The sequence below is a fragment of the Mesorhizobium sp. LjRoot246 genome, assembly GCF_964254115.1.
In the GTDB taxonomy this organism is placed as follows: domain Bacteria; phylum Pseudomonadota; class Alphaproteobacteria; order Rhizobiales; family Rhizobiaceae; genus Mesorhizobium.
The window spans coordinates 4493575-4506408 of record NZ_CAXUSN020000001.1; the positions used below are offsets into that span (position 1 = coordinate 4493575).

The 12834-nt window shown below is 61.2% G+C and carries 11 protein-coding genes; 2 read left to right on the plus strand and 9 right to left on the minus strand.

The genetic code is table 11. The features are described from left to right. From ACSQ3L_RS22045 to ACSQ3L_RS22060, 4 genes are all read right to left on the minus strand, one after another. Nucleotides 1–273, minus strand: coding sequence for an HU family DNA-binding protein (locus ACSQ3L_RS22045; protein WP_023798342.1), 273 nt, complete (start codon nucleotides 271–273; stop codon nucleotides 1–3). Nucleotides 274–549: 276 nt separating this feature from the next. Beyond that, nucleotides 550–2964: an endopeptidase La gene (gene lon, locus ACSQ3L_RS22050; protein WP_436161828.1), complete on the minus strand. Its 2415-nt coding sequence runs from the start codon at nucleotides 2962–2964 to the stop codon at nucleotides 550–552. A 306-nt stretch (nucleotides 2965–3270) separates the two neighbouring features. Further along, nucleotides 3271–4545, minus strand: coding sequence for an ATP-dependent Clp protease ATP-binding subunit ClpX (gene clpX / locus ACSQ3L_RS22055; RefSeq protein ID WP_436161829.1), 1275 nt, complete (start codon nucleotides 4543–4545; stop codon nucleotides 3271–3273). Between the two features lie 297 nt (nucleotides 4546–4842). Beyond that, nucleotides 4843–5472 (minus strand): ATP-dependent Clp protease proteolytic subunit, encoded by a 630-nt coding sequence (locus ACSQ3L_RS22060; RefSeq protein WP_436161830.1) that lies wholly within the window; start codon nucleotides 5470–5472, stop codon nucleotides 4843–4845. A gap of 329 nt (nucleotides 5473–5801) precedes the next feature. Between ACSQ3L_RS22060 and ACSQ3L_RS22065 the strand changes: the two genes are divergently transcribed. Next, on the plus strand, nucleotides 5802–6392 hold the full coding sequence (locus ACSQ3L_RS22065) for a hypothetical protein (protein WP_436161831.1): 591 nt from the start codon (nucleotides 5802–5804) through the stop codon (nucleotides 6390–6392). Between the two features lie 108 nt (nucleotides 6393–6500). Here ACSQ3L_RS22065 and ACSQ3L_RS22070 read toward each other — a convergent pair whose 3' ends face one another. Together ACSQ3L_RS22070 and ACSQ3L_RS22075 are read right to left on the minus strand one after the other, a co-directional pair. Then, complete coding sequence (locus ACSQ3L_RS22070; protein WP_436161832.1) at nucleotides 6501–6851, minus strand: hypothetical protein; 351 nt, start codon at nucleotides 6849–6851, stop codon at nucleotides 6501–6503. 139 nt (nucleotides 6852–6990) lie between these two features. Next, nucleotides 6991–8094 (minus strand): NAD(P)/FAD-dependent oxidoreductase, encoded by a 1104-nt coding sequence (locus tag ACSQ3L_RS22075; protein WP_436161833.1) that lies wholly within the window; start codon nucleotides 8092–8094, stop codon nucleotides 6991–6993. Between the two features lie 103 nt (nucleotides 8095–8197). Between ACSQ3L_RS22075 and ACSQ3L_RS22080 the strand changes: the two genes are divergently transcribed. Beyond that, nucleotides 8198–9478, plus strand: coding sequence for a cytochrome P450 (locus tag ACSQ3L_RS22080; protein WP_436161834.1), 1281 nt, complete (start codon nucleotides 8198–8200; stop codon nucleotides 9476–9478). Between the two features lie 18 nt (nucleotides 9479–9496). Here the strand turns inward: ACSQ3L_RS22080 and ACSQ3L_RS22085 are convergent, their stop codons facing one another. The 3 genes from ACSQ3L_RS22085 to ACSQ3L_RS22095 all read right to left on the minus strand — a co-directional run bounded on the left by ACSQ3L_RS22085 (nucleotide 9497) and on the right by ACSQ3L_RS22095 (nucleotide 12828). After that, a complete protein-coding gene (locus tag ACSQ3L_RS22085) occupies nucleotides 9497–9847 on the minus strand; it encodes a cupin domain-containing protein (protein ID WP_436161835.1) in 351 nt (116 codons plus the stop codon). Nucleotides 9848–9991: 144 nt separating this feature from the next. Continuing rightward, nucleotides 9992–11197: an NAD-dependent formate dehydrogenase gene (locus ACSQ3L_RS22090; protein ID WP_436161836.1), complete on the minus strand. Its 1206-nt coding sequence runs from the start codon at nucleotides 11195–11197 to the stop codon at nucleotides 9992–9994. A gap of 350 nt (nucleotides 11198–11547) precedes the next feature. Beyond that, nucleotides 11548–12828, minus strand: coding sequence for an O-acetylhomoserine aminocarboxypropyltransferase (locus ACSQ3L_RS22095; RefSeq protein WP_436161837.1), 1281 nt, complete (start codon nucleotides 12826–12828; stop codon nucleotides 11548–11550). Nucleotides 12829–12834 lie beyond the last annotated feature (6 nt).

Consider the following 12834-nt stretch of genomic DNA (forward strand, 5'->3'; position numbering starts at 1 on the left):
TTAGTTGACGGCGTCCTTGAGGCCCTTGCCGGCCGAGAACTTCGGCACGGTGCGTGCCGGGATCTGGACTTCGGCGCCGGTCTGGGGATTGCGGCCGGTCGACGCCGCACGCTTCGACACGGTGAAATTGCCAAAGCCGACAAGCCGGACATCGCCGCCCTTCTTCAGTTCGCCGGTGATCACGGAAAATACCGCGTCGACCGCCGACTGCGCGTCACCCTTCGAAATGCTCGCGGCGTCGGCGACAGCGGACACCAGTTCGTTCTTGTTCATAAAAATTCCCTTCCATGAGAACACCGGAACTATCGACTCATCCGGCAGGAAACGGACTTTAGAAAGAAGCGCTCCCGCAACCAAGTCGAAAAGGCAGGAAAAAAGCGGAAAAAGCCCGGAATTCCGGGGTTTTTCACATGAAAAAGCCGGGCGCTGGACCCGGCTCTCTGTTTGTGCACTGCAACCTCGGCGAAAACCAACGCATGGCCCCGAAAACGGCAATCGGTTTTCGGGGCCATGCGCAAGTTCAAAGCGTCCTAGCGGACGCGCGACGCCCTAATGCGCCAGCGTCTTTCCGGCTTCGTCCGTGGTGTCGGTCGTCGTGGCCGGAGGATTGACAGGTTCGACCCATTCGATCGGCTCCGGCATACGCACCAATGCGTGGCGCAACACCTCGCCGACCCGCGAGACCGGAATGATTTCCATGCCGTTCTTCACGTTGTCCGGAATCTCCGCCAGGTCCTTGGCGTTGTCTTCCGGGATCAGCACCTTCTTGATGCCGCCGCGCAGCGCGGCAAGCAGCTTTTCCTTCAGGCCGCCGATCGGCAACACCCTACCGCGCAGTGTGATCTCGCCGGTCATCGCCACATCCGCCTTGATCGGAATGCCGGTCAGCACGGATATGATCGCGGTCGCCATCGCCACGCCGGCCGACGGTCCATCCTTGGGCGTCGCACCTTCCGGCACGTGCACGTGGATGTCGCGCTTGTCGAACAGCGGCGGCTCGATGCCAAAATCGATGGCGCGCGAACGGACATAGGAGGCCGCCGCCGAAATCGATTCCTTCATCACGTCGCGCAGATTGCCGGTCACCGTCATGCGGCCTTTGCCAGGCATCATGACGCCTTCGACCGTCAGCAGCTCGCCGCCGACTTCCGTCCAGGCAAGCCCGGTAACGACACCGACCTGATCGTCAGCCTCGACCTGGCCGAAGCGGAAGCGCTGGACACCGAGGTAATCGGAGAGATTCTCCGCCGTGATGCTCACCGTCTTCTTCTTCGTCTTCAGGATCTCGGTCACCGCCTTGCGCCCGAGCTTCATCAACTCGCGCTCCAGGCTTCTGACGCCCGCTTCACGGGTGTAGGTCTGGATGATGGCGCGGATCGCGTCCTCGCCGACGGAGAACTCCTTCGGCTGCAGCGCATGGTCGCGCACCACCTTCGGCATCAGGTGCCGCTTGGCGATCTCGATCTTCTCGTCCTCGGTGTAGCCGGCGATACGGATGATCTCCATGCGGTCCATCAGGGGCGCAGGAATGTTCAGCGTGTTCGCCGTCGTCACGAACATCACGCTCGACAGGTCGTATTCGACCTCCAGGTAATGGTCCATGAACGTCGAGTTCTGTTCGGGATCGAGCACCTCGAGCAGCGCCGATGACGGATCGCCACGGAAGTCCTGGCCCATCTTGTCGATCTCGTCGAGCAGGAAGAGCGGGTTGGACTTCTTCGCCTTCTTCATCGACTGGATGACCTTGCCGGGCATCGAGCCGATATAGGTGCGGCGATGGCCACGGATCTCGGCCTCGTCACGCACGCCGCCGAGCGCCATGCGGATGAATTCGCGACCGGTCGCCTTGGCGATCGACTTGCCGAGCGAGGTCTTGCCGACGCCAGGAGGGCCGACGAGGCACAGGATCGGCCCCTTCAGCTTCTTCTGGCGGCTTTGCACGGCAAGGTACTCGACGATGCGGTCCTTGACCTTGTCGAGGCCGAAATGATCGGTGTCGAGTACGTTCTGCGCGAAAGCCAGGTCCTGCTTGACCTTGGAGTTCTTGCCCCACGGGATCGACAGGATCCAGTCGAGATAGTTGCGCACAACGGTCGATTCAGCCGACATCGGCGACATCGTCCTGAGCTTCTTCAGTTCGGCCTCCGCCTTTTCGCGGGCCTCCTTGGAGAGCTTGGTCTTCTTGATGCGCGCCTCGATCTCGGCGGCCTCGTCGCGTCCGTCCTCGCCCTCGCCGAGCTCCTTCTGGATCGCCTTCATCTGTTCGTTGAGGTAGTATTCGCGCTGCGTCTTCTCCATCTGGCGTTTGACGCGCGAGCGGATGCGCTTCTCCACCTGCAGGACGGAGATTTCGGCTTCCATGAAGCCCATCGCCTTTTCCAGCCGCTCCTTGACCGAGAGCGTGGCCAGCATTTCCTGCTTTTCAGGAATCTTGATGGCAAGATGCGAGGCAACCGTGTCGGCGAGCTTGGAATAGTCGTCGATCTGGCTGGCGGCACCCACCACTTCGGGAGAGATCTTCTTGTTCAGCTTGACGTAGTTCTCGAAGTCGGTGACGACCGAACGCGCCAACGCCTCGACCTCGACCTCTTCCTCCTCCGGCTCGGTCAACGCCGTGGCGCGGGCCTCGTGGAAGTCGGGACGGTCGGTGAACGAGACGATTTTCGCGCGCGAGGCACCCTCGACCAGAACCTTGACGGTGCCGTCGGGCAGCTTCAACAATTGCAGCACATTGGCGAGCGTGCCGATGTCGAAGATGGCATCGGGCTCGGGATCGTCGTCGGCGGCATTCATCTGGGTGGCAAGCAGTATCTGCTTTTCCTGACCCATCACCTCTTCCAGCGCCTTGATCGACTTCTCACGCCCGACGAAGAGCGGAACGATCATATGCGGGAACACCACGATGTCGCGCAGTGGGAGGACTGCGAAGACGCCGTCGCTGGGTGCCTTGGATACTTTGGCCATTGTCCAACCTTTCATGTCGCGGCCGCCAATCAGCCAACCGCGAATCTTATATTAACGACCGGGGATCGTTCCGCCTACCACCGTTTGTGACGGGAGTTTTACAGCACAGAAATCGGGCACCTCGGCCTTCTCCAGTTAGTTGGATGCACGATCCACAAAGATCAAGGGGCGAGTCCAAATCCGCTCCTTCAACGTGCCCGCAAGTGACACATTTGCGACGCCAAACCGGAACGCGCCAGCAAAACCCTGCGCGACAGCAAAACGGCGCCTTGCGGCGCCGTTTCAGAATTCCGCTGCGGGCTCATGTCAGGCGCTGACATTGCCCTTCTTTTCCTTCTGCTCGGAGTAGATGTAGAGCGGCCGGGCGCTGCCGGTCACCACCTCCTCCGAAATCACCACTTCGCGCACGCCTTCGAGTGCGGGAAGTTCGAACATCGTGTCGAGCAGGATCGCTTCCATGATCGAACGCAGGCCGCGCGCGCCGGTCTTGCGCTCGATGGCACGCTTGGCAATCGCCGACAGGGCGTTCTCGTGGAAGGTCAGGTCGACATTCTCCATCTCGAACAGCCGCTGATACTGCTTGACCAGCGCGTTCTTCGGCTCGGTCAGGATCTGGATCAGCGCCGGCTCGTCGAGGTCCTCCAGCGTCGCCAGAACTGGCAGACGACCGACAAACTCGGGGATAAGACCGAACTTCAACAGATCCTCGGGCTCGACCAGGCGGAAGACGTCGCCGGTGCGACGATCCTCGGGCGAAGCGACGATGGCGCCGAAGCCGATCGAGGTCTTTCTGCCGCGATCCGAGATGATCTTGTCCAGGCCGGCGAAAGCGCCGCCGCAGATGAACAGGATGTTGGCGGTGTCTACCTGCAGGAACTCCTGCTGCGGATGCTTCCTGCCGCCTTGCGGCGGCACGGAGGCGACGGTGCCTTCCATGATCTTCAACAGCGCCTGCTGCACGCCCTCGCCCGACACGTCGCGGGTGATCGACGGATTGTCCGACTTGCGCGAAATCTTGTCGATTTCGTCGATGTAGACGATGCCGCGCTGGGCGCGCTCGACATTGTAGTCGGCCGACTGCAACAGCTTCAGGATGATGTTTTCGACATCTTCGCCGACATAGCCGGCTTCCGTCAGCGTCGTCGCATCAGCCATGGTGAAGGGCACGTCGATGATGCGGGCCAGCGTCTGCGCGAGCAGCGTCTTGCCGCAACCGGTCGGGCCGATCAGCAGGATGTTGGACTTCGCCAACTCGACATCGTTGTTCTTGCCGGCATGCGCGAGGCGCTTGTAATGGTTGTGAACCGCAACCGACAGCACGCGCTTGGCGTAGGGCTGGCCGATGACATAGTCGTCGAGAACCTTGAGGATCTCCTGCGGTGTCGGCACGCCCTCGCGCGACTTCACCATCGAGGTCTTGTTCTCCTCGCGGATGATGTCCATGCAGAGTTCGACGCACTCGTCGCAGATGAAGACCGTCGGACCGGCGATCAGCTTGCGCACTTCGTGCTGGCTTTTTCCGCAAAACGAGCAGTAAAGCGTGTTCTTGGAATCGCCGCCGTTGTTGCCGACCTTGCTCATTTTCATGTCCTTTCATGGCCGCCCGCCGATGGTCTGGCTGAAAGGGCGCATACTCAATCTATCGCGGGAATCCGCCGCCGCCAGTGTGTTCCGGCTCCCGCAACGCATTCCGTACGAAACACAAATCAGAAAACGTGGCAACGATTCGCGACAACCCCGCACAAAGCTAAGCCGCCGAAACTCAACATAGCCTTAACGTAGGCAATCCTGTCCCCTGAGGGAACAGCCAATTGTGGCCGAAATGCCGCAAGACACACCAAAAGCGCGTGATGGCGACATCCAACTGCCAACTTGCCTTTATGCCAGCGCGCCTTCGGCCGCTTCGCGCGACGAAATGACCTTGTCGATGAGGCCGAAATCCTTGGCTTCGTCGGCGGTCATGAAATGGTCGCGGTCGAGCGTCTTCTCGATCTCGTCATAGGTCTTGCCAGTGTGCTTGACGTAGACCTCGTTGAGGCGACGCTTCAGCTTGATGATATCCAGGGCATGGCGCTCGATGTCGGACGCCTGGCCCTGGAAGCCGCCGGAAGGCTGGTGAACCATGATGCGGGCGTTCGGCGTGGCAAAGCGCATGTCCTTGTGGCCGGCGGTCAAGAGCAGCGAGCCCATCGAGGCCGCCTGGCCGATGCAGAGCGTCGACACGGCCGGCTTAATGAACTGCATGGTGTCGTAGATCGCCATGCCGGAGGTGACGACGCCGCCCGGCGAATTGATGTAGAGGTTGATTTCCTTCTTCGGATTCTCGGCTTCCAGGAACAAAAGCTGCGCGCAGACCAGCGTCGCCATGCCGTCCTCGACCGGACCGGTGATGAAAATGATGCGCTCCTTGAGGAGACGCGAGAAAATGTCGTAGGCCCGCTCGCCGCGATTGGTCTGTTCGACCACCATCGGAACGAGGTTCATGTAGGTTTCGACGGGGTTCTTCATTCGTTATCTCTTATCTCGCGGTGGGATTCCGGCGCCCGGAATGCTGGCCTATCGGGCAGAATCGGTTCTGGATCGTTATTCTGTAAATAGGATGCCGGCTCATCCTTGTGCAAGGCCGACCCCTCCTAGCCATCTGGGTAAGTCGAATCAAGGTTACATTCACGGGATTCGTCCACCGGTGCGGTGATCGTTCGGCGGTGTCGTCACCACCCGTAGCAATTTCTTAACCGCATCGCTTAACGAAATACGGCAAATCCCCTTTTCTCCACCGCCTCTTCGCCTACAATCCAACGTTGAACGTCTTCATGCCGTTCAACAGGGGGAGTGTCATGTTTGGGAAAACCGCATGCTTCACCATTGCCGGGCTGACCATGCTCGGCACGATTTCGCAGACAGCGGCCGGCGGCCGCGCCGTCGAATGCTATGAACCTGTCCGCACGCCAGATGTCTACGACACGGTTTACGAAGACGTGCTGGTTAGCCCGCCCGGCCAGCAGGTCGACTATACCCCTGCCATCTACGGCACGCGGGAACGTGTGGTCATGACCGTTCCGGCACAGGTGACCTACGAGATCGTGCCCGCCGTCACCCGCACCGTCTACCATACGGTCCGGGTCGATGGCGGCGGCTATTCCTGGGAATGGCGCGTCATCCATGGCCGCAAGGTGCTGTGCAAGATCTGGCACAAGGCGCGCTACGAGCGCGTCGCCGAAACCGTGGTGATCCGGCCGGAGCGCACGCGACGCGTCGTCATTCCCGCGCAATACGACAGCATCGCCGAGGAGGTACTGGTGCAGCCCGAGCAAAGGCGCATCATCGATGTTCCCGCCTCCTACCAAACCGTTGCGCGACGCGTGCTGGTGCGCGAAGGCTCATCCGGCTGGCGGCGCGTGCACATTCCCAGGCACTGCCAGGATTAGGAGCAAAACGTCCTGATTTCGGCGCCCCGATGGTGCCTGTTCGGATAAAGAAAAGCCTACGCTGATCTCTCAGGCGGGCTTTCTTCGTTGCGAGTGAGCTCGGGTCGATCAGAACACGATGCTGAGATTCGGAATTTTCTCGGCAGGTCCGTCAACGCCTTCGATATCGACGCCCATATGCGAAGAGTATTTGCTGCTCCGCGTCATTTCAGCCTTGATGTCATCGCCGGTCATGCCCCGAGCAACCTTCGCCATATAGTAGCGAACTGTCTGGCATTTTGCGGTGTGTTCCTTGACACCAATGCGGTTCACAATTGTCTGAATGCGGCGGCCGATTGACATGCCTTCCACTTGAAAATTGAAGGCATTGCAGGCGTCGAATGAACCTCGGCCGATGCCGTTATCGTCCGGCGTGACCATTGCTTTAAGTGCGTCGAAATCAATATCCCGGATGTCCATGTCTTCGTCTTCCTAGCTCTGCTTTGACAGGACGAATTCGATCCGCACTCTGTCTGATGAAATGTTGATTTCGTTGGTCTCGATACGCTAGCCGTGAGGCACAGGCGTATCGTTAAGCGCGTCGGTGCTCCGGCGGCGTTCAGGCGACCTCCGCCCGCAGCCATGCCTTCAGGCCGGCGATGTCGCCGTCACCGACGGCGGCGGCAACGCGCCTGCCGACCGCCGCACCGAACTTGTAGCCATGGCCGGAGCAAGCCGAGACTACCAGGCATTTGCCCTTTTCATGCGCCATGAATTTTTCGTCTTCGGTGAAGGTGTAGGCGCAGGTGACGACTTCGGTCACCTGATATTCCTCGATGCGGGCGATCGGCGGCGAGAACAAATTGCGGATCGCCTCGCCCTCGCCCGCCACCGGCTGACGGTTCCAGTCGGCGTCGCTGGTCGGCACCCTGTGCAGCCCGGAACCGAATTTCATGCCGGCGCCGCCGGAAGGCGGGATCACATAGCCGTCGACCGCGCCTCCAACATCAAGGACGACCGGCGCCGCCCGCCAGGCGGCCTTGAGGTCGGCTGGCGGTTCGACATAGGCGAGCGCGGTTCGATAGGTCTTCAGCTCGCCGTCCAGTTCCGGAAACAGCTTTAGCACCCAGGCGCCGGCGGCGACAACGATACGGTCGGCCTGCATCGTCTCGCCGCTTTCGAGCACGATATGGCCGGCCTCGGAGTCGATCGCGGTGACCTTGCTGCGTTCATAGACGTTGGCGCCGTTGGCGCGGAGCCACTTTGCCAGACCGGACGCGATCTTGCGGCAATGCAGCGCGCCGCCTTCGGTCGAGAAATAGGCATAGCGAAACGAGCCGGCTTCCAAAAACGGCCAGCGTTTCACGGCCGCGTCGGGCTCCAGCAATTCGAACGGAAAATTGCCCTCCTCCAGGCCTTCGCGATACTCCTCGGCCTCATCGCCCGGCTCGCGCGAAACGCAGACAAATCCGCGCGCATCGAGATGGCTTTCGCCGAGATCGGCCCACATCTCGTCCCAGGCCTGGTAGGCTTCGGTGATCAGCCGGCCATAGCCGGTGCCGGCCCTGTAGGCGCGGCGGATGATGCGGTGGTGGTCGCCCGAGGCGGCCAGCGGATTGGGGATCGGTCCCTGCTCGACGATCGAAACGCTGTGACCTGCCTTGACCAGCGACCACGCCGTCGAGAGACCGGCAATACCCGCGCCGACAACGATCACATTCATCAGATCAGACTTTCCGCAGCCTTGTCGGCTGGCTCAACGCATTGGTTGCGGGCGCCAACATACGGTCTGGAACCGGACTGGCAAGCCGCGCTATTGGTCTGGCATGAGCAAATTGACGCCAGCCGGCCTGGTCTTTGATCCAGCCACGCGACACCTGCGGCTCGACCCGCACGAGCCGGCCTTTTTTCAGAACCCGTACGAGGCCTATGCGTTTCTGCACGGCGCATCGAATGCCTTCTTCTGGGAAGAGTTCGGCTTCTGGTGCTTCGGCGGCTTCGACGACGTCAGCCGGCTGCTGCGCGACCGCCGTTTCGGCCGCCAGAATCCGGCCGGCATTCCAGACAGTCGCGGCATCGGACAGGACCGGACCCATCTCAGCGCTTTCGACGGCATCGAAGCCAATTCGATGCTGGAACTGGAGCCGCCCGTGCACACGCGGCTCAGAACACTGGTCAACCGTGCCTTCGTCTCGCGTCAGGTCGAACGGCTGCGGCCACGTGTCGAAGCGCTCGCCAACGAACTGATCGACCGTTTCGAACCGGGCAAGACGGTCGACCTGCTGCCGGCCTTCGCGGCGCCCTTGCCGATCACCATCATCGCCGAAATGCTCGGCGTGCCGGTCGAGATGGGGCCGCAACTGCTCGACTGGTCGCACCAGATGGTCGCCATGTACATTCAAGGCCGCACGCGCGAAACCGAGGAAACGGCCAACCGAGCCGCTGGTGAGTTCGCCGAGTTCCTGCGCGGTTACGTCACCGAGCGGCGCAAGAATCCCGGCGACGACGTGCTGTCGCTGCTGATCTCGGCGCAGGAGGGCGGCCAAAAACTGTCGGAGGACGAGATGGTGTCCTCGACGATCCTGCTGCTCAATGCCGGTCATGAAGCGACAGTGCATCAGACCGGCAACGCTGTCCGTTCGATCCTTATGCAAGGCGGCGATGTCAGGCGCTTCTTCGGCTCCCCCGAAGCGACCGCAGCAACGGTCGAGGAATGCCTGCGCTTCGATGCGCCACTGCACATGTTCACGCGCTATGCCTACCAGGAGATCGAAGTCGCGCCTGGCATCGTGGTGCAGCCGGGCCAGACGATCGGGCTGCTGCTTGGCATGGCCAACCATGACCCGCGCGCCTTCACCGAACCGCTGGCCTTCCGGCCGGATCGTGCAGACCAGAAGAATGTGTCGTTCGGCGCCGGCATCCATTTCTGCATCGGCGCACCGCTGGCCCGGCTCGAATTGCAGGTGTCGCTGAAAACCTTGTTCGAACGACACCCAAAGCTGCATCTTGCCGAAAGCCCAAGCTTCCGCGACACTTACCACTTCCATGGGCTGGAAACGCTCGTCGTCGGCTTCCGACGATCGCGGGCCTGCCTTGACCTTCCATGACAAGGCGCCGGAAGGTGATCAGAGCTTGATCACATACTCCTTGCGAGTCGTTTCAAGCACTTCCCAGCTGCCTTTGAAGCCAGGCCTCAGCACAAAGCTGTCGCCGGTCTTGACGGTGCGCGCTTGCCCACCGTCCTCCGCGATCACCGAAACGCCGGACAGGATGTGGCAGAACTCCCACTCGTCATAGACGATGCGCCACTTGCCCGGAGTCGACTCCCAGATGCCGGCATAGAGGCCGCCCTCCCGCTCCTCGACATTCCAGGTGCGGAATTTCGGATCGCCCGAAATCAGGCGATCCGGCGCCGGCGCGCCAGGCTCGGCCTCGACGCTGTTGGCGTCGAGGGAAAGGAAAGTCGCTGCGCTCATGAAAGGCTCCGTTGTAGTGGGCTTACCCTCCCCCTTTGTGAGAAAGGTCGTCAAGCGCACAACCTCGAAAATCGGATCGATTTCCGGAGGCTCCAGCTACAAATCTGTGGCGTTCGGAACGCACCTCACTGTATCGTATGTAGATCATATTCGCCGCGTGAAGCGTGCCGCCTCTTCCGAACCGCGGGTGGCGTCGCCGGCGCTGTAGGAATGAGCGCCGGCACCGGCGAGCTTGCCGCCATCGACGATCAGATATTCCTCACGGATCGGCCGACCTTCGAACCAGCATTCCAGAATTTCGCGGGTGCCCGCAGCGTAGCGCGCCTGGGCGGAGAGCGACGATCCTGAGATGTGCGGCGTCATGCCGTGATGCGGCATCGATCGCCACGGATGGTCCTTGGGAGCCGGCTGCGGGAACCAGACGTCACCGGCATAGCCAGCGAGTTGGCCACTCTCCAGCGCGCGGGCGATGGCGTCACGATTGCAGATCTTGCCGCGCGCCGTGTTCACCAGATAGGCGCCGCGTTTCATCCTGGCGATCATCGTCTCGTCAAAGAGGTTTTCCGTCTCCGGATGCAGAGGCGCATTGATCGTCACCACGTCGCAGACGCCGACCATGGATGCGGGGTCCTTGTGGAAGGTGACGCCAAGCTCTTTCTCGACCGCCTCAGGCAGGCGGTGGCGATCGGTGTAGTGCAACTTGACGTCGAACGGCTTCAGCCGGCGCAACACCGCGCCGCCGATCCGGCCGGCACCGACGGTTCCGATCTGCATTCCCTCGATATCGTAGGAGTGTGCGACGCAGTCGGCGATATTCCAGCCGCCTTTCACGACCCACTGGTAGGACGGGATGTAGTTGCGCACGAGCCCCAGGATCATCATGACCACATGCTCGGACACGCTGATCGAATTGCAGTAAGTCACCTCGGCGACCGTGATGCCGCGGTCCATGGCGGCCTGTAGATCGACATGATCGGATCCGATGCCGGCGGTGATCGCAAGCTTCAGTCTGCTTGCCTTGGCTATTCGTTCTTCGGTCAGATATGCCGGCCAGAACGGCTGCGAGATCACGATTTCGGCGTCAACGAGCTCGCGTTCAAAAATACTGTCGGGACCGTCCTTGTCCGAGGTCACTACCAAGCTGTGGCCCGTGCTTTCGAGGAATTTCCTCAGGCCGAGTTCGCCCGACACGCTACCGAGCAAGACCCCCGGTTCAAAGTCGATGGCCTTCGGCGTGGGAAGTGTCTGGCCGCCGGGATAGCGGTCGAGCTTCGGCAAGCCATCGCGCGCATATTTTGTCGGATAACCGTCGACCGGATCGTCATAGAGGACGCAAACGACCTTTGCCATTGTGTATCTCCCTTCATCTGACAACGAAGAGGAAGACGCTCTGTTGTTAACGTTGCCGGCCAAAACGATGGTCGGCATCGCGATGCGCTGTTGAATTGCCGGTGGCTAGCAGACTCATCTGCCGGCGCTTCCTCATTCGGAAAGTTGTGCGCTCATTGCGTGTTAGGTGGAGGAGCCGGACGTGGTTTTCAAGGCCAGCGGGAGATAGCGGTGCCGCGTTCGATTTCCCTTGTCTCAGACCTCGCGCACCGTCTGCTGACAACAAATGCTTGATTTTATGCCGACCGCGACAAGAATGGCCTCTTTCCGATATCACTATGCCCTCCCCGCGCAGGGGGAGGGTAATGCGCTCAGACCTTGGCAAGCGCCTGTTCGAGGTCGGCGACGATGTCGTTGACGTCCTCGATGCCGATCGACAGCCGCACCGTGTCCGGTCCTGCGCCGGCCTTGACCTTCTGTTCGTCGGAAAGCTGGCGGTGGGTGGTCGAGGCCGGATGGATGACCAGCGACTTGGTGTCGCCGACATTGGCGAGGTGCGAGAACAGTTCGAGCGCCTCGACAAATTTGACGCCGGCGTCATAGCCGCCCTTGAGAGCGAAGGTGAACACGGCGCCGGCGCCAAGCGGCGAGTACTTCTTCTGCAGTGCGTTGTTCTTGTCGCTGGGCAGGCCGGGGTAGTTCACCGACGCGACCTTGGGATGATTGGACAGCCAGGCAGCAACCGTTACGGCGTTGTCGCAGTGGCGCTGCATGCGCAGCGGCAACGTTTCCAGGCCGGTCAGGATGAGGAAGGCGTTGAACGGCGAGATCGCCGGGCCGAGATCGCGCAGGCCGAGCACGCGCGCGGCAATGGCGAAAGCGAAATTGCCGAAGGTTTCGTGCAGGACGAGGCCGCCATATTCGGGGCGCGGTTCCGAGAGCATCGGGTATTTGCCCGATTTCGACCAATCGAAGGTACCTCCGTCGACGATGGCGCCGCCGATCGAGTTGCCATGGCCGCCGATGAACTTGGTCAGCGAATGCACGACGATGTCGGCGCCGTGCTCGATCGGCCGGATCAGGTAAGGTGAGGCCAGCGTGTTGTCGACGATCAGCGGCAGGCCGTGCTTGCGGGCAATGTCACCGATCTTCTCGATGTCGACGAAGGTGCCGGCCGGATTGGCGAGGCTCTCGATGAAGATCGCCTTGGTCCTGTCGTCGATCTGGCTTTCGAAGGTCGAGATGTCGTTGGTGTCGGCCCAGCGCACCTCCCAGCCATAGTTCTTGAAGGCATGGCCGAACTGGTTGATCGAACCGCCATAAAGCTTGTTGGCGGCGACGAAATTGTCGCCCGGCTGCATCAGATTGTGAAACACGATCACCTGCGCCGCGTGGCCGGAGGCGACCGCGAGCGCCGCCGTGCCGCCTTCGAGGGCCGCCATGCGCTCTTCCAGCACCGCCTGGGTCGGGTTCATGATGCGGGTGTAGATGTTGCCGAAGGCTTTTAGCCCGAACAGTGAGGCGGCATGATCGGCATCGTCGAAGACGAAGGAGGTCGTCTGGTAGATCGGCGTGGCACGCGCGCCGGTCGCCGGATCGGGCTTGGCGCCGGCATGGATGGCGAGCGTACTGAAACCTGGCGTGCGGGTCACTGAAAA